Source organism: Sphingomonas naasensis (assembly GCF_004792695.1).
Classification (GTDB): domain Bacteria; phylum Pseudomonadota; class Alphaproteobacteria; order Sphingomonadales; family Sphingomonadaceae; genus Sphingomonas; species Sphingomonas naasensis.
Window position 1 is genome coordinate 113,227 of the sequence record NZ_SRXU01000007.1, and the last position, 25,324, is coordinate 138,550.

The 25,324-nt window shown below is 68.2% G+C and carries 20 protein-coding genes; 11 read left to right on the plus strand and 9 right to left on the minus strand.

The annotated features are described in order from the left end of the window. The first annotated feature begins 10 nt into the window (after positions 1 to 10). Positions 11 to 1,780 (plus strand): chloride channel protein, encoded by a 1,770-nt coding sequence (locus E5A74_RS15920; protein WP_135986611.1) that lies wholly within the window; start codon positions 11 to 13, stop codon positions 1,778 to 1,780. Between the two features lie 188 nt (positions 1,781 to 1,968). Beyond that, positions 1,969 to 2,328, plus strand: a complete 360-nt coding sequence (locus tag E5A74_RS15925; RefSeq protein WP_135986612.1) for a hypothetical protein — start codon at positions 1,969 to 1,971, stop codon at positions 2,326 to 2,328. Between the two features lie 34 nt (positions 2,329 to 2,362). Here the strand turns inward: E5A74_RS15925 and purD are convergent, their stop codons facing one another. Then, entirely contained in the window at positions 2,363 to 3,637 is a 1,275-nt protein-coding gene (gene purD / locus E5A74_RS15930; RefSeq protein ID WP_135986613.1) for a phosphoribosylamine--glycine ligase, read from the minus strand. Between purD and xseA the strand changes: the two genes are divergently transcribed. The 4 genes from xseA to E5A74_RS15950 all read left to right on the plus strand — a co-directional run bounded on the left by xseA (position 3,636) and on the right by E5A74_RS15950 (position 9,435). Continuing rightward, the gene (xseA, locus tag E5A74_RS15935; RefSeq protein WP_135986614.1) at positions 3,636 to 5,015 is read left to right on the plus strand and encodes an exodeoxyribonuclease VII large subunit; all 1,380 of its coding nucleotides are present in this window, start codon (positions 3,636 to 3,638) and stop codon (positions 5,013 to 5,015) included. The two genes, purD and xseA, sit on opposite strands and share 2 nt — an antisense overlap. 25 nt (positions 5,016 to 5,040) lie before the next feature. Next, entirely contained in the window at positions 5,041 to 5,241 is a 201-nt protein-coding gene (locus E5A74_RS15940; protein WP_135986615.1) for a DUF2093 domain-containing protein, read from the plus strand. Beyond that, the gene (locus E5A74_RS15945) at positions 5,238 to 6,107 is read left to right on the plus strand and encodes a M23 family metallopeptidase (protein WP_135986616.1); all 870 of its coding nucleotides are present in this window, start codon (positions 5,238 to 5,240) and stop codon (positions 6,105 to 6,107) included. Before E5A74_RS15940 ends, E5A74_RS15945 begins: the two co-directional genes overlap by 4 nt. A 256-nt stretch (positions 6,108 to 6,363) precedes the next feature. Further along, on the plus strand, positions 6,364 to 9,435 hold the full coding sequence (locus E5A74_RS15950) for a TonB-dependent receptor domain-containing protein (protein WP_240699848.1): 3,072 nt from the start codon (positions 6,364 to 6,366) through the stop codon (positions 9,433 to 9,435). Positions 9,436 to 9,510: 75 nt separating this feature from the next. On the opposite strand, the gene clpB is transcribed toward E5A74_RS15950, so the two are convergent. After that, complete coding sequence (clpB, locus tag E5A74_RS15955) at positions 9,511 to 12,090, minus strand: ATP-dependent chaperone ClpB (protein WP_135986617.1); 2,580 nt, start codon at positions 12,088 to 12,090, stop codon at positions 9,511 to 9,513. A gap of 81 nt (positions 12,091 to 12,171) precedes the next feature. After that, positions 12,172 to 13,254 (minus strand): M28 family metallopeptidase, encoded by a 1,083-nt coding sequence (locus tag E5A74_RS15960; RefSeq protein WP_135986618.1) that lies wholly within the window; start codon positions 13,252 to 13,254, stop codon positions 12,172 to 12,174. 163 nt (positions 13,255 to 13,417) lie between these two features. On the opposite strand from E5A74_RS15960, the gene E5A74_RS15965 reads away from it, so the two are divergent. The 3 genes from E5A74_RS15965 to E5A74_RS15975 all read left to right on the plus strand — a co-directional run bounded on the left by E5A74_RS15965 (position 13,418) and on the right by E5A74_RS15975 (position 17,517). Further along, entirely contained in the window at positions 13,418 to 16,264 is a 2,847-nt protein-coding gene (locus E5A74_RS15965; protein ID WP_240699849.1) for a M16 family metallopeptidase, read from the plus strand. Positions 16,265 to 16,284: 20 nt separating this feature from the next. After that, positions 16,285 to 16,584 carry a hypothetical protein gene (locus E5A74_RS15970; protein ID WP_135986620.1) on the plus strand — a complete coding sequence of 100 codons (300 nt, stop codon included), beginning with the start codon at positions 16,285 to 16,287 and terminating at the stop codon, positions 16,582 to 16,584. A 132-nt stretch (positions 16,585 to 16,716) separates the two neighbouring features. Next, positions 16,717 to 17,517, plus strand: coding sequence for a DUF1206 domain-containing protein (locus E5A74_RS15975; protein WP_135986621.1), 801 nt, complete (start codon positions 16,717 to 16,719; stop codon positions 17,515 to 17,517). 325 nt (positions 17,518 to 17,842) lie between these two features. On the opposite strand, the gene E5A74_RS15980 is transcribed toward E5A74_RS15975, so the two are convergent. The 3 genes from E5A74_RS15980 to gpmA form a co-directional block, all read right to left on the minus strand. Beyond that, the gene (locus tag E5A74_RS15980) at positions 17,843 to 18,913 is read right to left on the minus strand and encodes a 5-(carboxyamino)imidazole ribonucleotide synthase (protein WP_135986622.1); all 1,071 of its coding nucleotides are present in this window, start codon (positions 18,911 to 18,913) and stop codon (positions 17,843 to 17,845) included. Then, positions 18,910 to 19,365: a 5-(carboxyamino)imidazole ribonucleotide mutase gene (gene purE / locus E5A74_RS15985; RefSeq protein ID WP_135986721.1), complete on the minus strand. Its 456-nt coding sequence runs from the start codon at positions 19,363 to 19,365 to the stop codon at positions 18,910 to 18,912. The genes E5A74_RS15980 and purE overlap by 4 nt, the downstream gene beginning before the upstream one ends. Before the next feature lie 297 nt (positions 19,366 to 19,662). Beyond that, on the minus strand, positions 19,663 to 20,349 hold the full coding sequence (gene gpmA, locus E5A74_RS15990; protein WP_135986623.1) for a 2,3-diphosphoglycerate-dependent phosphoglycerate mutase: 687 nt from the start codon (positions 20,347 to 20,349) through the stop codon (positions 19,663 to 19,665). Positions 20,350 to 20,415: 66 nt separating this feature from the next. Between gpmA and E5A74_RS15995 the strand changes: the two genes are divergently transcribed. Both E5A74_RS15995 and E5A74_RS16000 read left to right on the plus strand, forming a co-directional pair. Beyond that, a complete protein-coding gene (locus tag E5A74_RS15995; RefSeq protein ID WP_135986624.1) occupies positions 20,416 to 21,135 on the plus strand; it encodes a dienelactone hydrolase family protein in 720 nt (239 codons plus the stop codon). Positions 21,136 to 21,163: 28 nt separating this feature from the next. After that, the gene (locus E5A74_RS16000; protein ID WP_135986625.1) at positions 21,164 to 22,705 is read left to right on the plus strand and encodes a cation:proton antiporter; all 1,542 of its coding nucleotides are present in this window, start codon (positions 21,164 to 21,166) and stop codon (positions 22,703 to 22,705) included. Positions 22,706 to 23,025: 320 nt separating this feature from the next. Here E5A74_RS16000 and E5A74_RS16005 read toward each other — a convergent pair whose 3' ends face one another. From E5A74_RS16005 to E5A74_RS16015, 3 genes are read right to left on the minus strand one after another with little or no spacing between them, the layout of a single operon-like run. Then, positions 23,026 to 23,481: a GNAT family N-acetyltransferase gene (locus tag E5A74_RS16005; RefSeq protein ID WP_135986626.1), complete on the minus strand. Its 456-nt coding sequence runs from the start codon at positions 23,479 to 23,481 to the stop codon at positions 23,026 to 23,028. Then, on the minus strand, positions 23,481 to 24,599 hold the full coding sequence (locus E5A74_RS16010) for a M14 family metallopeptidase (RefSeq protein ID WP_135986627.1): 1,119 nt from the start codon (positions 24,597 to 24,599) through the stop codon (positions 23,481 to 23,483). Before E5A74_RS16010 ends, E5A74_RS16005 begins: the two co-directional genes overlap by 1 nt. Continuing rightward, a complete protein-coding gene (locus tag E5A74_RS16015) occupies positions 24,596 to 25,204 on the minus strand; it encodes a DUF4136 domain-containing protein (protein WP_135986628.1) in 609 nt (202 codons plus the stop codon). Before E5A74_RS16015 ends, E5A74_RS16010 begins: the two co-directional genes overlap by 4 nt. Positions 25,205 to 25,324: the final 120 nt, after the last annotated feature.

Here is a 25,324-nt window from a genome sequence, read left to right on the forward strand (position 1 = left end):
GGAGCGTTCCATGTCCAGACCCGTTTCGCAAGCCGCCGCTGCCCGCCTGGCGGATCACAGCGCCGATGCGCGCATGGCGGTGCTCGCCGCCGCCGCCATCGTCGTCGGCACCGGCGGCGCGCTCGGGGCGTGGCTGCTGCTCAAGCTGATCGCGCTCGCCACCAACCTGTTCTGGTTCGGCCGGATTTCGGCGGCGTCGGCGGAGATCGTCGACGCCGATGTCGGGCTCGCGGTGGTCGCGATTCCGGTGATCGGCAGCCTGATCATCGGGCTGATGGCGCGTTTCGGGTCGGAGAAGATCCGCGGCCACGGCATCCCCGAGGCGATCGAGGCGATCCTCTACGGCGAGAGCCGGCTGTCGCTCAGGGTGGCGGTGCTCAAGCCGATCTCCTCGGCGATCTCGATCGGCAGCGGTGGTCCGTTCGGCGCCGAGGGGCCGATCATCATGACCGGCGGCGCGATCGGCTCGCTGTTCGCGCAATGCTTCCGGCTGAGCGCGGCCGAGCGCAAGACCCTGCTCGTCGCCGGCGCGGCGGCGGGGATGACCGGCATCTTCGGCACGCCGGTCGCCGCCTTGCTGCTCGCGATCGAGGTGCTGCTGTTCGAGTGGAAGCCGCGCAGCTTCGTGCCGGTGGTGGTCGCGGCGCTGGTCGCGTTCGGCTGGCGGCCATGGCTGCTCGGCGCCGGTCCGCTGTTCCCGGTCGCTGCCGCGGCGATGCCGCCGCTCGGCACGGTCCTCGCTCTCGGGCTGGTGCTCGGCATGGTCGTCGGGCTCGAGGCCGCGCTGCTTTCGGCCTTGCTCTACCGGATCGAGGATTTCTTTCACCGCCTGCCGATCCACTGGATGTGGTGGCCGGCGATCGGCGCGGTGGCGGTGGGGCTGGGCGGGCTGGTCGACGCGCATGTGCTCGGCGCGGGCTATGCCAATATCGACAGCCTGTTGCAGGGATCGCTGACGCTCCGGGTGGTGCTGGCGCTGCTCGTGGTCAAGGCGGTGGTATGGCTGATCGCGCTCGGTTCGGGCACCTCGGGCGGCGTGCTCGCGCCGTTGCTCATCCTCGGCGGCGCGCTCGGCTATATGTTCGGGAGCTTCCTGCCGGGCAGTCCGGGCTTCTGGGCGATGATCGGCATGGCGGCGATCATGAGCGGGGCGATGCGCGCGCCGCTCACCGGCGCGCTGTTCGCCGCCGAGCTCACCGGCCGCTTCGACGCGCTGCCGGTCACCATCGCCGCGGCGACCGGCGCCTATGCGGTCAGCGTGCTGGTGATGCGCCGGTCGATCCTCACCGAGAAGATCGCCCGGCGGGGCCGGCACATCCTGCAGGAATATACCGTCGATCCGCTCGATTTCCTCCAGGCCGGCGACGTGATGACGGCCGCGCCGGAGACGCTCGACGCGGCGATGCCCGCGGGCGACGCGATCGCCTTCTTCACCGAACGCGCGACGCATCGCAGCTATCCGGTGGTCGATGCCGAGGGGCGGCTGTGCGGCCTGATGTCGCGTAGCGACGCGCTGCGCTGGCAGACCGACGGAGTCGATTATCGGCTGCCGCTCGGCGAGCTGCTGTCGGACGCGTCGCAGCCCGCCGCGTTCGCCGACACGCCGATCGGCAGCGTCGCCGATCTGATGATCGAGACCGGCATCGGCCGGATCCCGATCGTCGAGAGCGGCGGCGGCCGCGTGGTCGGCATCCTTTCGCGCCACGACTTGCTCAAGGCGCGCAGCATGCGCCGGCGCGAGGAGCTGCTCCGTCTGCGCAAGCCGTCGACCACCGTCTAGCGTCCCCGCACCCTGTCCTTCGACTAGGGATATATGCCGCGCGTCTCTCAGGGAGACGCTGATGCCGCCTTGGGGTTGCGCCTGATGGGGCTGGTTCGCCGCCTCCGATAGACCTGCTCGGGCTGTGTCGCCGTGGCCTGCCTCCGACAAAGCGCTTTTCCGTTCGCCTCTCGTGGAAGGATAGGAAAATGAACCTGAGTCGTGTCGCAATTGCTTGTGCCGCCCCGATCCTGTTGAGCTTCTCGGTGTCGTCCGCCCCGGCCTTCGCCCAGGCCTCGACACCCACTGCGTTCGAGCGCGCGATGCTCGCCGAGCTCGACGACGCCACCCGCGCCGATGTCGAACGCCGCGCCACCGCCGGCAACACCGTCAAGGGCGTCATCGGGACGATCCTGATGAACAATTACTACAAGGCCGGCGCCCGGCGTCCGGGCCATCCGGTGACCGTCGTCGCGATCGACTTCTCGCTCGGCGCGGTCGTCTTCCAGCGCGCGCCGAACGTGTTCGAGCTGCGCCGCTTCGATCCGCGCACGCTTCGCATGCGCTGATCCGCGCGTCGGGCGCGCCTGCGGCCGGAGGGTCCTAGGGCGCGCCCGGCCCTTCGCGTTCGATCTCGCGCCAGCCGATGTCGCGGCGGCAGAAGCCGGTCGGGAAATCGATCGCGTCGACCGCGCGATAGGCCGCCGCCTGCGCGACGCGCACCGAATGGCCGCGCGCGGTCACGTTGAGCACGCGCCCGCCGCTCGCCACCAGCGTGTCGCCGTCCCGCCGCGTGCCGGCGTGGAAGACCTTCGCGCCCTTGGCCTCCGCCGCGGCGATTCCGCCGATCGCGCCGCCGGTCTCGGGCGTGTCGGGATAGTTTTTCGCCGCCATCACCACGGTCAGCGCGGTGTCGGCGGAGAAGTCCGGGTCGGGCCGGCCCGCCAGCTCGCCCTTCGCCGTCGCGAGCATCAGCTCGAGCAGATCGTCCTCGAAGCGCAGCATCAGCACCTGGCATTCGGGATCGCCGAAGCGCGCATTGTACTCGATCAGCTTGGGGCCCTGCCGGGTCAGCATCAGCCCGGCATAGAGCACCCCCGAATAAGGCGATCCCATCCGCGCCAGCGCCTCGATCGTCGGACGGACGATCTCGTCGATCGCGCGCCGCTCGAGCGCGGGGGTGAGCACCGGCGCCGGGCTGTACGCGCCCATCCCGCCGGTATTGGGGCCGGTATCGCCGTCGCCGACGCGCTTGTGATCCTGCGCCGATCCGAACGGCAGCAGGCTGGTGCCGTCGGTCAGCACGAACAGGCTGGCTTCCTCGCCTTCGAGGAATTCCTCGATCACTGCGCTGCCGCCTTGCACCGCGAAGATCGCGCGGATCGCCGCCTCGGCCTCCTCGCGGGTCATCGCCACGGTCACGCCCTTGCCCGCGGCGAGCCCGTCGGCCTTGACCACCACCGGCAGTGCGAAATCCTGCAGCGCGGCGAGCGCGCCGTCGCGGCTCTCGACCCGGACATAGCCGGCGGTCGGGATGTTCGCGCGCGCGCAGAGATCCTTGGTGAAGCCCTTCGAGCCCTCAAGCTGCGCGGCGGCCTTGTTGGGGCCGAACACGCCGATCCCCATCGTCCGCAGATTGTCGCCCAGCCCCGCGACCAGAGGCGCCTCGGGCCCGATCACGACGAACTGGATCGAGTGGCGCAGGCAGAAGTCGATCACCGCGCGATGGTCCGAGAGCGCGATATCGGCGAGCTCGGCATGCTCGGCTATTCCCGGATTGCCCGGCGCGGCGTAGAGCCGCGTCAGCAGCGGCGATTGCGCCAGTTTCCACGCGAGCGCATGTTCGCGGCCTCCCGACCCGAGTAGCAGGACGTTCATGGCCGACCCCTTTTTCGATACGTCATCCGGCCGGCTCGTAGCCGAGCAAATGCCGGGGGACAACGCACCGGCGATGAGCGTCAGCGAACTCTCGCAATCGCTCAAGCGCATGGTCGAGGGCGAGTTCGGCCATGTCCGGCTGCGCGGCGAGATCTCGGGCTGGAAGCGCGCCGCCTCGGGCCATGCCTATCTCGGGCTCAAGGATGCCGATGCGGTGATCGACGGGGTGATCTGGCGCGGTGCCGCCAGCGCGATCCCGTTCCAGCCGCAGGACGGCATCGAGGTGATCGTCACCGGCAAGCTCACCACCTATCCCGGCCGCTCGAAATACCAGATCGTCATCGATCGGATGGAGCTCGCCGGCGAAGGCGCGCTGATGGCGCTGTTCGAGAAGTTGAAGGCCCGGCTGGCCGGCGAGGGGCTGTTCGATCCGTCGCGCAAGAAGCCGCTCCCCTATATGCCGCGCACGATCGGGGTGGTGACCTCGCCCACCGGCGCGGTGATCCGCGACATCCTCCACCGGCTCGGCGATCGCTTCCCCAGCCATGTCCTCGTCTGGCCGGTCAAGGTGCAGGGGGAGGGTGCCGCCGCCGAGGTCGCCGCGGCGGTGCAGGGCTTCAACGCGCTCCCCGCCGACGGGCCGATCCGCCGCCCCGATCTGCTGATCGTCGCGCGCGGCGGCGGCTCGATCGAGGATCTCTGGGCGTTCAACGAGGAAGTCGCCGTCCGCGCGGTCGCGGCGAGCGCGATCCCGGTGATCTCGGCGGTCGGCCACGAGACCGATACCAGCCTGTGCGATTTCGCCGCCGATCTGCGCGCGCCGACGCCCACCGCGGCGGCCGAGATCGCGGTGCCGGTGCTCGCCGATGTCCGCCACACCGTCGCCACGCTCGCGCACCGCACCGAACGCTGCGTCCGCCGCTATCACGAACGCGCCGGCGAGCGGCTGGCGGCGCTGGTCCGGGTGCTGCCGCGCCGCGATGCGCTGCTCGGCCCGCAGCGGCAGAAGATGGACGATCTCGCCGGCCGGCTCGATCGCGCGCTCGAGCGCCGCGTCACGCTGGCGCGCGCGCAGCTCGATCGCGACGGCGCGGCGCTGCGCCCGGCGATGCTCGATCAGCGCCTCGCCGCGGCGCGGCAGCAGCTCGATGCGCTCGGCCGGCATCTCGATCTCGTCCACCCCAATCGCCCGCTCGAGAAAGGCTATGCCTGGGTCGAGGCCCGCGGCACGCGCAAGGTCGTCGCCACCGCTGCCGATGCCCGCGCCGCGCAGGCCGTGACGCTCCACTTCATCGACGGTTCGGTCGACGCGCGGGTTGAGCGGCCCGGCGGCAAATCCTACACTGGTGCCGCACCCGAGCAGCCGAGCCTGTTGTGAACGCCGTAATTTGCGAGACGATTTGATGTTGATGTCCAGCCCCGCCCGCGCCGCCAGGCTTCACTATATGGCCAATGGCTTCCGCGTCCTCGCGCCGGGCGATCATGTCGTCTGCGCGGTCAGCGGCGATCGCATCGCGCTCGACATGCTGCGCTACTGGAGCGTCGCGCGGCAGGAGCCCTATGCCAGCGCGGCGAGCGCCGCCGAGGCGCTGCTGCGCAAATGATGCGCGCGCGGCGCGTCGCGGCGCTGGTGCTGGCGCTGGCTTTTTGCGGGCCGGCGCAGTCGCGCGATCCGCGGCCCGACGACGTCCAGGCCGCGGCCAATCCCCTCGCGCTCGTCGGGCAGACGGTGCAGGGTGGGCTCGTCATCGGCACCGCCCCGCGCGGCGCCACCCTGCTGACCCTTGACGGCGTCGCGGTTCCGCTCGCGCCCGATCGGCGCTTCCTGATCGCCTTCGATCGCGACGCCGCGCCGTCGGCGCTGCTCGTCGCGCGGATGGCGAACGGCGCCGAGACCCGCCAGCGCATCGCCGTCGCGCCGCGGGCGTGGAACATCTCGCGGCTCGATCGGCTCGCCAAATATCCGGTGCCGCTGCCGGAGTTCGAGCGGGTGCGCCCCGGCGAGCTCGCCCAGATCAATGCCGCGCGGGCGCTGCGCAGCGAGTCCGGGGGGTGGCGCCAGCGCTTCCTGTGGCCGGTGACCGGCCGCATCTCGACCCTGTTCGGATCCCAGCGAATCTATGCCGGCGAGCCGGGTGCCTATCATTCGGGGATCGACATCGTCCGGTCGACCGGAACGGTGGTGCTCGCCCCCGCCGACGGCGTCGTGACCCTCGCCACGCCGAGGCCGTTCACGCTCGAGGGCAATCTGCTGCTCGTCGATCACGGCATGGGGCTCAACAGCGCCTTCGCCCACCTCTCGCGAATCGACGTCAAGCCGGGCGAGCGCGTCTATCGCGGCCAGCCGATCGGACTTGTCGGGCGGAGCGGCCGGGTAACCGGGGCGCACCTTCATTGGGGGCTGCGCTGGCGCGATGCCCGGCTCGATCCGCTGCTCCTCGCCGGTCCCATGCCTGTTGCAGTCGAATAAAACGCCTTCCGCGTTGCAACATTATTTTTCAAGCCGCGCGGCGCCGACGCAACATTCAAACACGGTATGTGGCATTTTGGATACAGTCCCGTCAAAAGGCGGGCCGCAATCCTGAATGTACGCTTTACAGACCCCGGACCCCTCTTCATCCATCGTGCCAAGCTTTGCCCAAGGTATGCCGGGAGCATGCCGGGTGAAGCGGGGAGACACTCCGGCCTCTGCCTGACGGCGCGGCCGGATCAAGCGAGGGAAATTCATGAAGAAGACCCAGATCACACGCGGTCTGCGCGGCAGCACGGCTTTGTCCGCGCTCGTTCTCGCGGGCACGCTGATGGCTGCGCCTGCGTTCGCGCAGGAAACGCCGGCGCCTGCGCCGTCGACCGCACAGACGGCCGAGCCGGTTTCGGAAGAGGGCGACGTCGTCGTCACCGGTACGCTGTTCCGCACCACCACCGCCGCCGCGCCGTCGCCGGTCACCACCGTCAACGTCGAATCGCTCGAGCAGCGCGGTATCTCGACCATCCAGGACGCGATCCAGCAGCTCGCCTCGAACAACGGCCCGGCGCTGACCAACAGCTTCACCGCCAACGGCGCGTTCGCCGCGGGTGCGTCGGCCGTGTCGCTGCGCGGTCTGTCGACCAACTCGACGCTGGTGCTGTTCGACGGCCTGCGCGCCGCCTACTATCCGCTCGCCGACGACGGTTCGCGTAACTTCGTCGACCTCAACACCATCCCCGACGACATCATCGATCGTATCGAAGTGCTGCGCGACGGCGCCTCGTCGACCTACGGCGCAGACGCGATCGCGGGCGTGGTGAACATCATCACCAAGAAGGAAGTGAAGGGCGTCAATGCCCGCATGGAAGCCGGCATCTCCGAGCGCGGCGATGCGGCCCAGAAGCGCCTGAGCCTGACCGTCGGTCACGGCGATCTCGATGAGGACGGCTTCAACGCCTATCTCAGCGGCTTCTACTACAAGAGCGACATCCTCTATAACCGCGACCGTCCGTATCCGTACAATTCGGACGATCTGCGCAACGTCTGCTTCGAAGGCGAGTGCGGCCCGAACAACACGGTCGGCGGCGTGAGCCCCGACGGTCTCTACCGTGGCGGTACGCCGGTCTCGTCGGCGCTCTATGTCCGTCCGGCCAACGGCACCACTGCGGTCACCGGCTCGACCTATCAGCCGCTCGGCAACCTTGCCGACACTTGCGTCGGCGGCACGCTGTACAATCTGACCGCAGCCGATCGCCTGCTCAACCCGACCGCGCCGAACACGATCTGCAACGTCGACTACACCAACCGCTACGGCGTCATTCAGCCGAACATCGAGCGTTTCGGCGTCTCGGGCCGCTTCACTGCGAACCTGAACGACACCACCGAAGGCTATTTCGAAGCCAACTTCATCCAGAGCCGCGTCAACTACACGGGCGCTCCGGGTGTCATCCGCAGCACGGCGAACGCGGGCATCCTGTTCCCGCAGTTCTCGACCGCGACTGCGGCGGGTGCAGTCGCACCGGGCTCGGGCGTGCTCGCGCTCCCGGTCTATGTCTGCCCGACTGGCGTCGGCTCAGCCAACGGCCTCAACACCGGCTGTAACGCCGGCAACGGCACGCTGAACCCGAACAACCCGTTCGCGTCGGCAGGCCAGGTCGCGCTGCTCGTCGGCCGCTTCCTCGATCGTCCGAACTTCAACGAGACGCGCACCCGCGCCTATCGTGCGGCGATGGGCATCGATGGCAGCCTGACCGACAAGATCAGCTACAGCATCGGCGCGACGGCGATGCACGTCGATCTGCAGCGCACCCAGCGCGGCTATGTCTATATCGACAACCTGCTGACCTCGATCGCTCGCGGCTCGTTCAACTTCGTCAACCCGAACGCGAACTCGCAGCAGGCGTGGGACTTCCTGATGCCGGAAAACCGGAATCAGGCGAGCTCGGACCAGTATCAATTCCAGGCGAGCCTCGCGGCTGAGCTGTTCGAACTGCCCGGCGGTCCGCTCAAGCTCGGCGGTGGTGCCTCGATCCGTTACGAGTCGGTCGATGCGCCCAGCGGCAATCCGGACTATTTCGGCCCGACGCAGCGCTACTTCACGCTCAATGCGTTCGGCACCAGCGGCAACCGTACGATCAAGTCGGTCTTCGCCGAGCTCGATGCGCCGATCACCAACTTCCTGAGCGTCAATGGTTCGGGTCGTTACGACAGCTATTCGAGCGGCCAGGACGCCTTCTCGCCGAAGGTCGGCGTGAAGATCACCCCGATGAAGTCGCTGGTGCTTCGCGGCACCTACTCGCGCGGCTTCCGCATTCCGAGCTTCGGCGAGTCGAATGCACTGCCGACGACGGGCTTCGTGTCCAACACCTCGGGTATCTTCAACGATACCTTCCTCGCGCAATATGGCTGCACCACTGCCACCTTCAGCAGCTGCCCGACCTATATCCGCAGCGGTTCCTACGGCCAGACCACGCTGGCCAGCCCGGACCTCAAGCCGGAGAAGTCGCGTAGCTTCACTGCCGGTGCGGTGTTCGAGCCGGTTCGCGGCATCTCGTTCACGGTCGACTATTACAACATCAAGAAGACCGGAGCGATCACGCAGCCCAGCAACGCGCCTGCGCTGGCCGCTTACTATTCGGGTCAGCCGATCCCGGCCGGCTACACCGTGATCGCGGACGCGCCGGATCCGAACTGCGCCACCGTCAACGCGGCGTGCCCGGCTGGTCCGGCCGCTCGTCCGCGTGTCGCGTTCGTGCAGTCGCAGCTGATCAACGCCAACACGATCCAGGCCGAAGGCCTCGATTTCAGCGCCAGCGTTGATATCCCGGTCACCGACGGCTTCCGGATCCAGAGCTCGGTCGAAGCCAGCTACATCATCAATCTGTCGACGGAATTCCCCGACGGTTCGGTGGAGAGCTACGAAGGCACGATCGGCAACTACAACCTGACTGCCGGTTCGGGCACGCCCGAATGGCACGGCAGCTGGCAGACCACGCTGGACTTCGGTGATTTCGACGTGACGGGTACCGCCAACTATTTCGGTGGTTACAACCTGTCGGCCGAAGACCAGAACGGCGCGGGCACCTCGGGTGACTGCGGTCTGGGTGACGTCTATGGTCCTTGCGACGTGTCGGAGTACATCACCTTCGATCTCAACGCCCGCATCAAGATCAACGATCAGTTCACCTTCTACGGCACGATCAACAACGTGTTCGACAAGCTGCCGCCGCTGGATATCGCCACCTATGGTGCGCATCTGTACAACCCTGTGCAGGGCGGTAACGGCATCCTCGGTCGCTACTTCCGTGCGGGTGTCCGCATCGGCTTCTAAGCCGGTACGACAGCCAAAAAATTGGGGCGGCTCCTCCGGGAGCCGCCCCTTTTTTGTGTCCGCAGCGGCGGGGGCTCAGGCGACGCTGAGCCTGAGCGCGCCGTCGCCTTCGTCGATCGCCACGGTCGCCCCGTCCTTGACGTCGCCGCGCAGGATCAGGTCGGCGAGCGGATCCTGCAGATAGCGCTGTACCGCCCTTTTCAGCGGGCGCGCGCCATAGACCGGGTCATAGCCGACCCGGCCGAGCCACGCCCGCGCCGCGTCGCTCAGCTCGATCCGGATCTTGCGGTCGGCGAGCAGCTTGCTCACCCGGCCGACCTGGATGTCGACGATCGGCGCCATGTGATCCGCCGCGAGCCGGTGGAACAGGATGATCTCGTCGGGCCGGTTGAGGAATTCGGGCCGGAAATGCGCGCGGACGATCTCCATCACCTGCGGCTCGACATCCTCGACCTTCTGCCCGTCGGCGAGGTTGGTGAGGAACTGGCTGCCGAGGTTCGAGGTCAGGATCACGATCGTGTTCGAGAAATCGACCGTGCGGCCCTGCCCGTCGGTCAGCCGCCCGTCGTCGAGCACCTGCAGCAGCACGTTGAACACGTCGCCATGCGCCTTCTCGACCTCGTCGAACAGCACGACCTGATAGGGCCGCCGGCGAACCGCTTCGGTTAGCACGCCGCCCTCCTCATAACCGACATAGCCGGGAGGGGCACCGAGCAGTCGCGCCACCGAATGCTTCTCCATGAACTCGCTCATGTCGATGCGGACCATCGCGTTGGCGTCGTCGAACAGGAATTCGGCGAGTGCCTTGGTCAACTCGGTCTTGCCGACGCCGGTCGGGCCGAGGAACAGGAACGAGCCGAGCGGGCGGTTCGGATCCTGCAGCCCCGCGCGCGAGCGGCGCACTGCGGTCGACACCGCCTTCACCGCATCGGCCTGGCCGATCACCCGCTTGCCGAGCTGCGCCTCCATGTTGAGCAGCTTCTCGCGCTCGCCTTCCATCATCTTGTCGACGGGGATGCCGGTCCAGCGCGCGACCACCGATGCGATGTCCTCGGCGGTCACTTCCTCGCGCAGCATCGCGCCCTTGCTGGTGTTCCGCGCTTCGTCCAGCCGCTTCTCCAGCGCCGGGATCGCGCCGTAGCTGAGCTCCGCCATCCTGGCGAGGTCGCCGGCGCGCTGCGCCTGGTCCAGCTCGCCGCGGGCCGCGTCGAGCTGCGCCTTGATCTGCGCCTCGGCGTTGATCTTGTCCTTCTCGCTTTGCCAGCGCGCGGTCAGCTCGGCGGACTGCTGCTCGAGATTGGCCAGCTCGGCCTCGAGGCTGGCGAGGCGGTCCTTCGATGCGGCGTCGCTTTCCTTGCGCAGCGCCTCGCGCTCGATCTTGAGCTGGATGATCCGCCGGTCGAGCGTCTCGATCTCCTCGGGCTTGCTCTCCACTTCCATGCGGATGCGGCTGGCCGCCTCGTCCATCAGGTCGATCGCCTTGTCGGGCAGGAAGCGGTCGGTGATGTAGCGGTTCGACAGCGTCGCCGCGGCGACGATCGCGCCGTCGCTGATCCGCACCCCGTGGTGCAGATCATATTTCTCCTTGATCCCGCGCAGGATCGAGATGGTATCCTCGACGGTGGGCTCGCCGACGAACACCGGCTGGAACCGCCGCTGCAGCGCGGGGTCCTTCTCGACATATTTGCGATATTCGTCGAGCGTCGTCGCGCCGATGCAGTGGAGCTCGCCGCGCGCCAGCGCGGGCTTGAGCAGATTGCCCGCGTCCATCGCGCCCTCGGTCTTCCCGGCGCCGATCAGCTGGTGCATTTCGTCGATGAACAGGATGATGTCGCCTTCGCCGGCCTTCACTTCGTCGAGCACCCCCTTCAGCCGCTCCTCGAACTCGCCGCGATATTTGGCGCCGGCGATCAGGCTGCCCATGTCGAGCGACATCAGCGTGCGGTTCTTGAGCCCGTCGGGCACGTCGCCATTGACGATGCGCAGCGCGAGGCCCTCGGCGATCGCGGTCTTGCCGACCCCGGGCTCCCCGATCAGCACCGGATTGTTCTTGGTGCGGCGGGCGAGGATCTGGATCGTCCGGCGGATCTCCTCGTCGCGGCCGATCACCGGATCGAGCTTGCCGTCGCGCGCCGCCTCGGTCAGGTCGCGGGCGAATTTCCTGAGCGCGTCATAACGGTCCTCGGCGCCGGCGGTGTCGGCGGTCTTGCCCTTGCGCAGATGGTTGATCGCGCCGTTGAGCGCCTCGGGCTTCACCCCAGCGGCGGCGAGCGCCTTGCCCGCCGCGGTGGTCGAGGCCAGCGTCAGCGCGAGCAGCAGCCGTTCGACCGTGACGAAGCTGTCGCCCGCCTTGGCCGCGACCTGCTCGGCCTGGTCGAGCACCCGGACGATGTCGTTGTCGAGCCCAGGCGTCTGCTGCGCGCCGCCCCCGCTCACCGCGGGGATCTTCGTCAATGCCGCGTCGGTCTCGCCCAGCGCGCGCTTCGCGTCGCCGCCCGCTGCGGCGATCAGCCCGCTCGCCATGCCCTGCTCGTCCTCGAGCAGCGCCTTGAGCAGATGCTCGGGGGCGATCCGCTGGTGGCTCATGCGGATCGCGACGGTCTGCGCGGATTGCAGGAAGCCCTTGGCGCGGTCGGTGAATTTCTCGAGGTTCATATTGGCCCCTTTATGGTTACGGCGCCGATGTAGTGTTGCCATTGTGCAACACAAGGGGCGGCGGCGCGGCGGGCCCGCGCGTCAGCGCCCCGCCTGCACCGGCCGTTTCGCGCGCGGTGCGCCTTTGGCGAAGCGGTCGCCATAGCGATTGCCCTCGTACCAGCGCGGCGCCTCGGGCGCGTCGGCCACCTCGCGCGCGATCAGATAGTTGAGCCGCGCGAACTTGGCGCCCGCCTCCCAGTCGAACGGCAGGTCGGTCTGGTCCGAGGGCTGGTGGTAGTTCTTCGCGAGGAAGCTCTTGAACGCCTTCTCGCCGCCATTCTTGAACCCGGTCATCAGGAAGATCGACGGCACCCCGACCTTGACGAAGCTATAGTGATCCGAGCGCTCGAAGAAATCCTCCTCGGGCATCGGATCGGGCGACACCGAGACGCCCATGCTCGCGCCGGCGCGCGCGGTGACCTCGCCCATCGTCGAATGCTCGCCGCCGAACGCGATCACGTCCTCGAAGTCGTAGAGCAGGATCGGCATGTCGAGATTGACGTCGGCGACGATCTTGCCGCTGCCCACCACCGGGTGGCGCGCGAGCCAGCTCGAGCCGAGCAGCCCGCTCTCCTCGCCCGCCAGCGCGACGAACAGGATCGAGCGCTTCGGCCGCTGCTTGCCCGTCGCGAAGGCGCGCGCGGTCTCGAGCATCGTCGCGACGCCCGAGGCATTGTCCATCGCGCCGTTGTAGATCTTGTCGCCGGCGCGCAGCGGATCGACTCCGACATGGTCGAGATGCGCGCTCAGCACGACGAACTCGTCCTTGAGCACCGGGTCCGAGCCCGGCAGCATGCCGATCACATTGGGGGCCTTGTAGACGCGCTTGCGCGGCGGATCGCCCATCGTGATCGGCAGCTCGGCGATCTGGAACCAGCCGGCATCGGTGTCCGGGGCGGGGACGAGGCCGAGCGCGGCGAAACGCTCGGCGACATAGGCGGCGGCGGTCAGATAGCCCTTGGACAGCGTGTAGCGCCCCTCGAGCGCGTCGCTGGCGAGGAACTCGACATGCTTGCGCATCTCGGCCGCGCTGAAAGTCGGTTCCTCGGGCGCCGCCTGCGCCTGCGCGGCGATCGGCGTGAGGACGAGCGAAAGTCCGGCGAGAAGGATCGAGGCGCGCATGCAGGAAGTCTCTCGGAAAAGGCGTTAAATCTTGTTCAGGCTAGCCGAAATGCGGCCGGCTGCAAGCGGCAACGGATTCGGTTGCAGCGGATACCGCCCGCGCTATGTTCGGCGTCAGCCACCTCCTTTCCCGGGAAGCCCGACACCCATGAAATCGTTCCTGATGTACTGCAGCGCAGCCACGGTCGCGCTGGCCGCCGCTTCGCTCCCCGCCGCCGCGCAGCAGGTCGCTGCAACGGCGACCGCGAAACCCGTGCCGGTCGCCGAGCTCGTCAAGCGCGTCGACATCCCCTACGAGGAGTTCACCCTGAAGAACGGCCTGCGGGTGATCGTCCACACCGATCGCAAAGCGCCGATCGTCGCGGTGTCGACCTGGTACGATGTCGGCTCGAAGCACGAGCCGACCGGCAAGACCGGCTTCGCGCATCTGTTCGAGCATCTGATGTTCAACGGCTCCGAGAACGCCCCCGGCGATTTCTTCGAGCCATTGAAGCAGGTCGGCGCGACCGATTTCAACGGCACCACCAGCTTCGACCGCACCAATTATTTCGAGACCGTGCCGCGCCCGGCGCTCGATCGCGCGCTGTTCCTCGAGAGCGATCGCATGGGCTATCTGCTCGGCGCGATCACCCAGGACGTGCTCGACGAGCAGCGCGGCGTCGTCCAGAACGAGAAGCGTCAGGGCGACAACCAGCCCTATGGCCTCGTCTATTACAAGCTGCTCGAGGAGCTGCTCGCCGGCAACGCCTATGGCCATAACGTGATCGGCTCGATGGCCGATCTCGACGCCGCCAGCCTCGACGACGTCAAGAACTGGTTCCGCTCGCATTACGGCCCCAACAACGCCGTGCTGGTCCTCGCCGGAGACGTCGACGCGAAGGAGGCGCGCCCGCTCGTCGAGAAATATTTCGGCGCGATCCCCGCGGGCCCGAAGAGCGTGCTGCCCCAGGTCGCGATCCCCACTCTGCCGCAGTCGAAGACCGTCAAGATGCAGGACCGCGTCGCTGCGACGCTGATCCTGCGCAGCTGGGCGGTGCCGGGGATGAACGATGCCGATGCCGTGCCGCTCGACGTGTTCGGCGAGGTGCTCGGCGGGCTCGCCAGCTCGCGGCTCGACAACGCGCTGGTCCGTAAGGAGAAGGTCGCGGTGCAGGTCTCGGCCGGCATCCAGTCGCTCTCGCAGCTCGGCATCTTCCAGATCCAGGCAGTGGTGAAGCCCGGTGTCGACGCCAATCTGGTGGCGAAGCGGCTCGACGAGATCGTCGCCGATCTGATCGCCAACGGCCCGACCGCCGACGAGGTCCAGCGCGTCGCCACCACCAGCGTGTCGAGCCGCATCTCGGGGCTCGAATCGGTCGGCGGCTTCGGCGGCAAGGCCGTCGCGCTCGCCTCGGGCGAGCTCTATTCGGACGATCCCGCCTTCTACAAGAAGCAGCTCGTCGAGACCGCGAAGGTCACCCCTGCGCAGGTCCAGGCCGCGGGCAGGAAGTGGCTCGGCCGTCCGTCGCTGACGATCCTCGTCGAGCCCGGCCAGCGCGAGGCCTATCAGGAAGCGCAGGCGGTCCCCGCCGCCGCCAAGCCGGTCGAAGGTCCCAAGGCCGAGCCGGTCAAGGGCACGCGCGGCGCGCTGCCCGACGTCGCGCAGATCGGCGATCTCGATTTCCCGAATGTCGAGCGCACCAAACTCTCGAACGGCGTCGAGATCGTCTATGCGCATCGCACCGCGGTGCCGGTGACGCAGGTGGTGATGAGCTTCGACGCCGGCGTCGCGGCGGATCCGGCCAACAAGCTCGGCACGCAGAACCTCGTCCTGTCGCTGCTCGACGAAGGCACCACCAGCCTCGATTCGACCGCGATTGCCGAGGCGCGCGAGCGGCTGGGCGCCACGATCGGCACCGGCGGCTCGCCCGATCGCACCTATTTGTCGGTCACCACGCCGAGCCCCAATCTCGCCGGCTCGCTCGATCTGTTCGCCGATGTCGTGCGCAATCCCGCCTTCGCCCCCGACGAGATCGAGCGGCTCCGCGCGACCCAGCTCACCGGCATCGCGCAGGAGCTCACCAGCCCGCAGGGCCTCGCCGCCCGCGCGTTGCCGCCGCTCCTCTACGGCGCGGGCAATCCCTATGCGAAGATGGCCGCCGGCGGCGGCGATCCCGCCGCGGTGAAGGCGCTGACCCGCGACGATCTGCTCGCCTTCTACCGGGCGTGGATCCGGCCGGACAAGGCGAAGGTCTTCGTGGTCAGCGATCGCCCGCTCGCCGAGGTCAAGGCCGCGCTCGAGGCGCGCTTCGGCAATTGGCAGGGGCAGGGTCCTGCCGGCATCAAGGCGTTCGACGTCGCGCCGAAGCAGGCCGCGCCGAAGATCCTGCTGGTCGATCGTCCCGATTCGCCGCAGTCGCTGATCATCGCCGCGCAGATGACGTCGCTCGATCCGTCGAGCGAGCTGCTCACCCAGGTCACTGCCAATCAGGTGCTCGGCTCGGGCTTCCTGTCGCGAATCAACATGGATCTGCGCGAGGCCAAGCATTGGTCGTACGGCGCCGGCGGCGGCTATAACTGGCTCGAAAAGGCGGTGCCCTACACGATCAGCGCGCCGGTCCAGGCCGACAAGACCGGCGAGTCGATCAAGGCGATCCAGCAGCAGGTCGGCGATTTCCTGACGACCAAAGGCGTCACCGATGCCGAGCTGACCCGCGAGATCAACGGCACCACGCGTGAGCTCGCCGGCCGATTCGAAACCTCGGGCGCGGTGCTCTCGGCGATGCAGCAGAACGACCTGCGGCACCGTCCGGACAATTTCTACGACACGGTAACGCAAAAATATCGGGGCATGACGGTGGCGCAGCTTGACGCTGCGGCACGCGGCTCTTTGGACCCGAAGAAGTTCGTCTGGGTGGTCGTGGGCGATGCCGCGAAGGTCAAGCCGCAGCTTGACAGCCTCGGCCTCGCTGTCGAGGTGGTCCCCGCAGCGTCGGTGGCGGGCTCCTCCGCGGCCGCCGCATCGAAGTAATTCCGAACGGGAGAGACGAGATGGCGAATGTCGACGGCAGCTGGAACACGGTGACCAAGTCGCCGATGGGCGACCAGCAGGCGGTGCTGACCGTGCAGAGCGCGGGCGACAGCTTCACCGGCAATTTCTCGGGCGGCCTCGGCACGACCGACATCAAGGACGGCAAGGTCAACGGCGACACGCTGACCTTCTCGCTCGACATCACCATCCCGATGCCGATGACGCTCACCGTCGAGGCGACCGTCGATGGCGACAACCTCAACGGCACCGTCACCGCAGGCGCGTTCGGCAGCTTCCCGATCACGGGCACGCGCGGCTGAGCTATCGCTTCGGTTGAGAAAAAGGGGCCCGCTTCCGGAAGGAGGCGGGCCTTTTTCGTCGCGTGGAGGCAATGCCGGAACGACGCCCCTTTCGGGCGGTTAGGCACCCGTTCGAAGGAAAGGGGCCGATGCATGCTGTCGGAAGCCAGGGCGACGCTGCTCGCGCGATGGGGGTTCGCGGCGCGCGGGCTGGTTTATCTGCTCGTCGCCTGGTTCGCCGTCGATGCGGCGTTTCGCGGCGGCAGGACCGCGGACAATCAGGGCGCGATCGCCTCGCTCGCCGACAAGGCGTTCGGGCCGTTGCTCCTCGCGGTGATCGCCGCGGGACTGGCCGGCTATGCGCTGTGGCGCCTCGCCGAGGCGGTGGCCGGTCCCGGGCACGGCAAATCCGCCGCGAAGACCCTGCTCGAGCGCGCCGGCTTCCTGATGAGCGCCGGCGCGCATCTCGTCCTCGCCTGGGTCGCCACGCGCTTCGCCCTCCATCCGCGCTCGGGCAGCGATACCTCGCCCAATGACGAGCGCGCGCGCGACTGGACGGCATGGCTGCTCGATCAGCCTTTCGGCCCGGTGCTGGTCGGCGCGGTGGCGATCGGCTTCTTCTGCGGCGCCGGCCTCCAGCTCCGCAAGGCGTGGAAGGGCGAATTCGTCGCTGAGTTGCACAGCGACACGCCGGTTCCCGGCTATGTCTGCACCGCGGGCCGGATCGGCTATGGCGCGCGCGCCTTGGTGTTCGCGGTCACCGGGCTGTTCTTCGCCGCCGCCGCGTGGCGCTCGCGGGCGAGCGAGGCGGGCGGCATGGCCGATGCGCTCGGCGCGTTGCAGGATCAGCCCGGCGGCACCTGGCTGCTCGCCGCCACCGGCATCGGGCTCGGCCTGTTCGGCATCTTCAGCCTGATCGAGGCCCGCTACCGGCGGATCCGGGTGCGGGTGTAGCGGGCGCGCGCCGGCGTTCGGCGGGTATCGCCCATTTGCGGACATTCTTCTTAGCCCTCTCCCGCGAAAGCGGGAGAGGGCTAGACCTGGCGCCGACTGCTTCCCACCCAATTCCCGACAGCCCCTTGCAAAATAGGATTGCGCCTGCTGCCCTGCGCGCCGGTCCGGCGCCGCCGGCCGCGCTCTTTGACACCGTCGATTTTCCCTACAGCTCCGCGCAACAATATTTCCTGCCCGCGCAACGCGAGAGTCGTTCTACCGCGACTCTTGCGACTCTAGGCCGCCGAAACCCTACAAAATGGCCGCCCGGGCGTCCTACAGCGCGCTAGCGCTTCACCCGCGTCACATGCCCCATCTTGCGCCCCGGCCGGACATTGCCCTTGCCGTAAAGGTGCAGATGCGCGCCCGGCTCGGCGAGCAGATCGGGCCAGCGGTGCGCCGCGTCGCCGATCAGATTCTCCATCTCGACATGGCTGCCGGTCAGCGCGGTGCTGCCCAGGGGCAGCCCGCAAATCGCGCGGATGTGATTCTCGAACTGCGACGTCTCGGCGCCCTCGATCGTCCAGTGCCCCGAATTGTGCACGCGCGGCGCCATCTCGTTGAACACCGGGCCGTCGTCGGTCGCGAAGAATTCGAGCGTCAGCACCCCGACATGGCCGAGCGCCTCGGCGACGCGCCCGGCGAGCGTCGCCGCCTCGGCCCAGTGGCGCGCGATCTCGGGCGGCGCGGGGAGCGACGAACGCGCGAGGATGCCCTCCTCATGCTCGTTCCACGGCGGCGGATAGCTGGTCAGCGCGCCGTCCACGCCGCGCACGGTGATGATCGAGAATTCGTGGCTGAAATTGACGAAGCCCTCGAGGATCGCCGGCCGCTCGCCGATCTCGGCCCAGGCCGCTTCGGCGTCGCCGGCGTCGCGGATGCGCACCTGGCCCTTGCCGTCATAGCCCAGCCGCAGCGTCTTGAGGATCGCCGGGGTGCCGATCGTGTCGATCGCCGCCTTCAATTCGTCGAGCGTCGACACCGGCGCCCACGGCGCGGTCCGCCCGCCGATCCCCTGAACGAACGCCTTCTCCCGCGCCCGGTCCTGCGCGATCGACAGGCTCTGCGGGCCGGGGCGCACCGGCACCTTGCCCGCGAGATATTCGACCGGGCCGATCGCGATGTTCTCGAACTCGTAGGTCACCACATCAGTCTGCCCGGCGACTTCGTCGAGGACGATGCGACTGTGATAATCGGCGCGGGTGTAGCTGGAGGCGGTCTGTGCGGCGACGCTCTCGGCGTCGGGCGCGAGGACATGGGTGCGGTAGCCGAGCTGCGCCGCGGCGACCGCGAGCATCCGGCCGAGCTGGCCGCCGCCCAAAATGCCGATGATCGATCCGGGAGGCAGCGCGGTCATTCGGGGTCGGTCGCCACGCTGTCGGTCTGCGCCGTGCGCCACGCCTTGAGCCGCCCGGCGAGCGCCTCGTCAGAAGTCGCGAGGATCGCGGCGGCGAGCAGCCCCGCGTTGATCGCGCCGGGCTTGCCGATCGCCAGCGTGCCGACGGGGATCCCGCCGGGCATCTGGACGATCGAATAGAGGCTGTCGACGCCCTTCAATGCCTTGGACTCGACCGGCACGCCGAGCACCGGCAGATGCGTCATCGATGCCGCCATGCCCGGCAGATGCGCCGCGCCGCCCGCACCGGCGATCACCACCTTGAGCCCGCGATCCGCCGCGCCGGTGGCATAGTCGTAGAGCCGCTGCGGCGTGCGATGCGCCGAGACGACCCTGGTCTCGTGCGGCACGTCCAGCTCGTCGAGCACCCGCGCGGCATGGCGCATCGTCTCCCAATCGGAAGTGCTGCCCATGATGATGCCGACCAGAGGTGCCACGAAATGCCCCGTCAGATGTGGAAGCGCGCTTGTTAGTGGGGGAGGGGGGAGAGGGCAACTTCGATTCACGCGGAGACGCGGAGACGCGGAGAAGAAGTGAAGGCGGTTCGCGCAGAGGCGCAGAGGACGCGGAGGGGCCTGGCGTGCGGCTCCCGCCGGGAGACGGGCACGCGTAGAGAGGAAGGCCGCTGGCGCGGCGGGCCATTCCTCTCTGCGTCCTCAGCGCCTCTGCGCGAACAAAACTCCGCGTCTCCGCGCCTCCGCGTGAACCTCTTATCGCTCGCTCAAATAATAGCGATCCGTTGCCACCAGCGCTTCGTCGAGCTCGTAGACGATCGGCTGCCCGGTCGGGATCTCCAAATTGACGATCTCTTCGTCCGGGATCCCCGACAGATGCTTGACCAGCGCCCGCAGCGAATTGCCGTGCGCCGAGATCAGCACGCGCTTGCCCGCCTTGATCTGCGGCGCGATGCTCTCTTCCCAATAGGGCAGTACGCGCGCGATCGTGTCCTTCAGGCTCTCGGTCTGCGGGATCGGCACGCCCTTGTAGCGCTCGTCCTTCGCCAGATCCCAGGCCGAGCCCTCCTCGGGCAGCGGCGGCGGAATGTCGAAGCTGCGGCGCCAGATCTTGACCTGCTCGTCGCCGTGCAGCGCCGCGGTCTCGGCCTTGTTGAGCCCGGTGAGCCCGCCATAATGGCGCTCGTTGAGCTTCCAGCTCTTCTCGGTCGGCAGCCACAGCCGGCCCATCGCCTCGAGCGAGAGGTTGAGCGTCTTGATCGCCCGGCTCTGGAAGCTGGTGAAGGTCAGGTCGAAATCGAGCCCTTTTGCCTTCATCAGCTCGCCCGCCGCCCAGGCTTCCTTGACTCCCAGCTCTGTCAGGTCGACGTCCCACCAGCCGGTGAAGCGGTTCTCGAGGTTCCACGCCGACTGGCCGTGGCGGATCAGGACGAGCTTGGGCATGGGACCTCCTTGAGACGTTTGCCGAGGTCCTTAGCGGCTGGCGCGGCAGGGACAAGGAGACAGGCGATGGCAATCGTTCGGCAGACTCTGGTCTATGACGGCCCCGGCGGCCCGTTCGAGGGCGTCGCGGCATGGGACGATGCAGTGCAGGGACCGCGCCCCTGCATCCTCCTGCTCCCCAATGTGCTCGGCCAGAAGGAAGCCGATAATCGCAAGGCCGAGGCGCTCGCCGGGCTCGGCTATGTCGCGCTCGCCGGCGATGTGTTCGGGCAGGGCCGGCGCACCACGCTGCACGAGGACAATCGCGGCCGCTACATGGACGAACTCAATGCCGACCGCGGCTTGCTGCGCGATCGGCTCGCCGCTTCACTGGCGGCATTGACCAACCTTCCCCAGGCCGATCCGGAGAAGGCCGCCGCGATCGGCTTCTGCTTCGGCGGCAAATGCGTGCTCGACATGGCGCGCGCCGGGCTCGGCATTCTTGGCGGGGTCAGCTTCCACGGGGTCTATGATCGGCCGGACTATGAAAGCGTCGCGCCGATCGCCGCGAAGCTGCTGATCTGCCATGGCTGGGACGATCCGATCTCGCCGCCCGAGGCCACCGTCGCGCTGGCCGGCGAGCTGACCGCGAGCGGCGCCGACTGGCAGCTCCACGCCTATGGCCATGCCGGCCACGCCTTCACCGATGTCGGCCGCACCGCGCCGGGCAATGTCGCGTACGAACCGCGCGCCGATCGGCGCAGCTGGGCGGCGATGATCGACTTCTTCGAAGAGTTGTTCGCCTGAATCGCATTTGATGCGTTAGCGTGGCGGAATGACTTTCTTCGAAAGCCTCGTCGCGCTGCTGCTGCTCGCCGTCGTGCTGCTGCAGGTCGCGCGGCGGACTTCGATCCCCTATCCGACGATGCTCGCGACGGCGGGGGTGATCGTCGCATTGGTGCCGGGCAGCCCGGCGATCGCGCTCGAAGGCCATACCGCGCTGGCGCTGTTCATCGCGCCGGTGTTGCTCGACGCGGCGTTCGACTTTCCCCTCGCGGCGATCCGCCGGTTGTGGCGCCCGCTGGTCGCGCTGGCAGTGGTCGCGGTGCTGCTGACCACCGCGGTGGTCGCCTGGATCGGCTGGGCGTTCGCCGGATTGCCGATTGCGGCGGCGATCACGCTCGGCGCGATCGTCGCCCCGCCCGATGCCGCTGCGGCGACAACGGTGCTGCGCTCGGCGTCGCTGCCGCGCCGGGCGGTGCAGGAATTGACCGGCGAGAGCCTGCTCAACGACGCGACCGCATTGCTGCTGTTCAGCGCCGCGGTGGCGATCCAGAGCCATGGCGGAATCGACGGCGGCGTTGCGCTCCGGCTCGGCTTCGCGGTGCCCGGCGGGATCGCGCTGGGGCTCTTCTGCGCCTGGGCGTTCCGCTACATCATTCCCTATACGCGTGGCTCGTTCGGCGGAAATCTCCTCGAGTTCGTCAATACCTTCGTCGCGTGGCTGGTCGCCGAACGGCTCGGCCTGTCGGCGGTGCTCTGCGTGGTGACGATGGCGATGTTCATCGCCAACGATCCCAAGATGGGGATCGACGCGCGCAACCGCGTCCAGTCGTTCGCGGTGTGGGGCGTCGCGGTGTTCGTGCTCAACGTCGTCGCCTTTCTGCTGATGGGGATGCAGGTGCGCGCGATCGTCGGCGGGATGGATCCCGATCGGCTGCGCGAGGCGGCGGGCGTCGCCGGGATGATCGTCGCGGGCGTGGTGGTGACGCGGATCGTCTGGGTGCTGACCTATAATCGCCTCGCCGCGCATTTCCGCTGGCTGCGCGGCGACGAGAAACCCGCGAGCTTCGCGCAGGGCGTGGTGGTCGGCTGGTGCGGGATGCGCGGGCTGGTCACGCTGGCGACGTCGTTCGCGCTTCCCGCCGATTTCCCGCAGCGCGACCTGATCGTCCTGTCGGCCTTCGCCGTGGTCCTGGCGACGCTGGTGGTGCAGGGGCTCACGCTCACCCCGCTGATCCGACTGCTCGGGCTAGGCGAGGGTGACGACGATCACGAGCGCATCGCGGCGCAGCGCGCGCTCGCCGAGGCCGCGCTCGCCGCGATCGGCGACACTCCCGGCCAGGTCGCCGCCGACATGCGGCGCCATTTCGAGATCGACCGCGACGCGCTCGACGGCCGCGGCGCCGCCTGCGCCGACTATAACGAGCGCCAGCGACTCAAGCTCAAGGCGATCGCAGCGGAGCGCGCGCGGCTGGGGGCATTGCGCGATTCGGACGCGATCGGCGCGGACGAGTTCGAGCGCCAGCAGGAAGCGCTAGACTGGCACGAGCTCGCGATCGGCCCCGCCGCGCGGCAGACGATCGAGGAAGGCTAGGGCGAAGACTGCGAATGGCGGGGATTGGGTGGTTAGCGGGCTTTCGCCAACTTCGTGCGTTCGGCCAGGCTATTCCATGCCGTAAGGCACAGCATGGAAGTCCAAGTTCCGTAGCCAGCGTGCCCATCTGACCAGAGTAGCAGGACGAAGTAAGCGGCAAGCCCGATGCTTAGCGCGATGCGGATCAGCCGCATGGCAGGATGAAGAAGGAGCAGCTGCAAGGTCATTCCGAGCTTTCTCGTCGCTTTCCACCATCCTACGGGTGATCATCAACCTCCGCAATTGAGGCGAAAGCCGCCATTCCGTTACGGTCTCCCCGCCTAGAGCACCCGCGACAGGAAGCGGCTGAACGGGTCTTCCTTATAGTCGCCGAACGGGCCGGTCTCGGTGAAGCCGAACTGGCGGTACAGCGCATGCGCGGGCTCGAACGCTTCGCCCGATCCGGTTTCGAGGCTGAGCCTTTTGTAGCCGCGCGCCCGCGCCACGCCGAGAATGTGCGAGACCAATGCGGCCCCGGTGCCGCGCCGCAGATGCTCGGCCGAAGTCCGCATCGACTTGATCTCGCCATGCTCCGCGTCGAGCTGCTTGAGCGCGCCGCAGCCGAGCAGGTCCTCGCCGTCCCAAGCGGTCCACAAGGTCACCCCCGGCGCGCGCAGCCCCGACAGGTCGAGGAAATGGCAGCTGCCCTCGGGCGAGTTCGCGAGCATCCCCGCGAAATGCACGTTGAGCAGCGCGACGACGCGCGGGTCGTCGAGTCCCCCCTCGCGGATCTCCATCAGATTTCGTCGATCATGCCGGCGAGCGTATCGAGACAGGCATGCGCCAGCACCTTGCAGCGCGCCGGCGACCAGCCGAACTCGGCATCGGCATTCGCGTCATGGTCCTTGAACGGCATTTCGAGCGTCATCGAGACCGCGCCGAAGCGTTCCGCCAGCTGGTTGGTCGACATCGCCAGATTGGCCTTGCCCGGCGCCGACTTCTCATAGCCGAGATCGAGCTGGAATTCGGGCGTGGTCTTGGCCAGCCGGCGGGCGAAATCGTAGAATTTCTCGCCGAGCGCGTCGGTCCAGCTCGGAATGCCTTCGAAGCCGGCGAGGAAATTGGCGGGAATCGCCTCGTCGCCATGGACGTCCATCGCGAAATCGACGCCGGTCTCGTCCATGCGGTTGCGCACCGCGAGGACCTCGGGGCTCTTTTCGGCCGTGGGCGAATGCCATTCGCGGTTGAGGTTGATGCCCGCGGCGTTGGTGCGCAGATGCCCGCGGCGCGAGCCGTCGGGGTTCATGTTGGGGACGATGTGGAACGTCGCCTTTTCGCGCAGCGCATGCGTGGTGCGATCGTCGAGGTCGGTCAGCTTCTCGAGCGCGCCTTCCATCCACCATTCGGCCATGGTCTCGCCGGGATGCTGGCGGGCATAGAGCCAGACCTGCTTGGGCCCTTCGCCCAGCGTCAGGCAGTCGATCGGCTGGCCGTCGAGGGTAACGCCCAGCTCGCGGTGCGAGACCCCCGGCTGCGCGGCCATCCGCGTGACCAGATCGTGATGCCGTTCCATCGAATAGGGCGCGAAATAGGCGAACCAGACGATGTCGCTGTCGATCGCCCGGGTGAAGCTGAGCACGCCATCGGCGTACTCGCTGTCGCTGGTGCGCCAATGCGCGCGGTCGGTGCTCCAGCGCGTCTTGTAGCCCGGCCAGCCGAACGGATAGGCGGCGCCCGCGGCATTGAGGATGCGGAAGGTGAGCGTGCGCCCCTTCGCCCCTGCCAGCCGGAAATGGAACCACTGGTAGAAATCGGACAGGTGGTCGGTGACGATCTCGAGATCGACCCGGTCGCCGTCGATCGCCACCACGCGGATGTTGCCGCCGTCGAACGCGGCGTTGATCTGGATGCTCATTTGACCGTGGTAGTGATGCCTGACTCGCCTGGGAAGTCCCTGAACAGCGCATAGGCGAGCCGCGCCGCCTCGTCGCGCGGATCGCTCCCCGGCTTGCCGCTCACCGATTCGGTCACCGCGCGGCCTTCCCACAAGGTGGTGTTGTCGCTGCGCCGGCGCAGCTGGACGGTCAGCTCCGAGCCGTAGATCTCGCGGGTCTTGCCGCCGATCCCGAATGAAAGCCCGCCGCCGACGCCGACCGCGCTGCGCCGGCCGCCGCTGATGCTGCCGCCGCCCAGCCCGATCGAGACCGGAGGCGGCTCGCGATAGGCGCCGCGCGAGGCGCGGGTGAACGAGACCGCGGCGATATAGCCCGATTGCATGTCGCCGTTCGACTGGACGAAGCCCAGCCGCGCGAGCTCGGCGCCGACCGCATCGGCATAGAGCTGGAACTCGGGGCTGATCTGCGCCGCGCCGCTCGCGGGCTCGATCGAGATGCTGGTGCGCTCGGTCAGCGCGCCGATATGATAGCGCGTGACGTCGACGGGCGCGTGGCGCGGCGTGGTCGCGCAACCGCCGGCGCAAAACGCCGCGCCCAGGGCTGCAACGCTGAGAATCCTGTTCACCGGCCACTGCCTCCTGTCTCTCGGGGAGCACGCCCCGCCGCACCTCAACCCTGCCCACCGCGAGTCGGTTCCGCAAGGGCGGTAGCGCCTTGACTTGGCGACCCTCCCCCTATAGGCGGG

Coding starts and splice junctions, on each gene's coding strand:
- E5A74_RS15920 (WP_135986611.1), top strand. CDS start 11: ATGTCCAGACCCGTTTCGCAAGCCGCCGCTGCCCGCCTGGCGGATCAC.
- E5A74_RS15925 (WP_135986612.1), top strand. CDS start 1,969: ATGAACCTGAGTCGTGTCGCAATTGCTTGTGCCGCCCCGATCCTGTTG.
- xseA (WP_135986614.1), top strand. CDS start 3,636: ATGGCCGACCCCTTTTTCGATACGTCATCCGGCCGGCTCGTAGCCGAG.
- purD (WP_135986613.1), bottom strand. CDS start 3,637: ATGAACGTCCTGCTACTCGGGTCGGGAGGCCGCGAACATGCGCTCGCG.
- E5A74_RS15940 (WP_135986615.1), top strand. CDS start 5,041: ATGTTGATGTCCAGCCCCGCCCGCGCCGCCAGGCTTCACTATATGGCC.
- E5A74_RS15945 (WP_135986616.1), top strand. CDS start 5,238: ATGATGCGCGCGCGGCGCGTCGCGGCGCTGGTGCTGGCGCTGGCTTTT.
- E5A74_RS15950 (WP_240699848.1), top strand. CDS start 6,364: ATGAAGAAGACCCAGATCACACGCGGTCTGCGCGGCAGCACGGCTTTG.
- clpB (WP_135986617.1), bottom strand. CDS start 12,090: ATGAACCTCGAGAAATTCACCGACCGCGCCAAGGGCTTCCTGCAATCC.
- E5A74_RS15960 (WP_135986618.1), bottom strand. CDS start 13,254: ATGCGCGCCTCGATCCTTCTCGCCGGACTTTCGCTCGTCCTCACGCCG.
- E5A74_RS15965 (WP_240699849.1), top strand. CDS start 13,418: ATGTACTGCAGCGCAGCCACGGTCGCGCTGGCCGCCGCTTCGCTCCCC.
- E5A74_RS15970 (WP_135986620.1), top strand. CDS start 16,285: ATGGCGAATGTCGACGGCAGCTGGAACACGGTGACCAAGTCGCCGATG.
- E5A74_RS15975 (WP_135986621.1), top strand. CDS start 16,717: ATGCTGTCGGAAGCCAGGGCGACGCTGCTCGCGCGATGGGGGTTCGCG.
- E5A74_RS15980 (WP_135986622.1), bottom strand. CDS start 18,913: ATGACCGCGCTGCCTCCCGGATCGATCATCGGCATTTTGGGCGGCGGC.
- purE (WP_135986721.1), bottom strand. CDS start 19,365: ATGGGCAGCACTTCCGATTGGGAGACGATGCGCCATGCCGCGCGGGTG.
- gpmA (WP_135986623.1), bottom strand. CDS start 20,349: ATGCCCAAGCTCGTCCTGATCCGCCACGGCCAGTCGGCGTGGAACCTC.
- E5A74_RS15995 (WP_135986624.1), top strand. CDS start 20,416: ATGGCAATCGTTCGGCAGACTCTGGTCTATGACGGCCCCGGCGGCCCG.
- E5A74_RS16000 (WP_135986625.1), top strand. CDS start 21,164: ATGACTTTCTTCGAAAGCCTCGTCGCGCTGCTGCTGCTCGCCGTCGTG.
- E5A74_RS16005 (WP_135986626.1), bottom strand. CDS start 23,481: ATGGAGATCCGCGAGGGGGGACTCGACGACCCGCGCGTCGTCGCGCTG.
- E5A74_RS16010 (WP_135986627.1), bottom strand. CDS start 24,599: ATGAGCATCCAGATCAACGCCGCGTTCGACGGCGGCAACATCCGCGTG.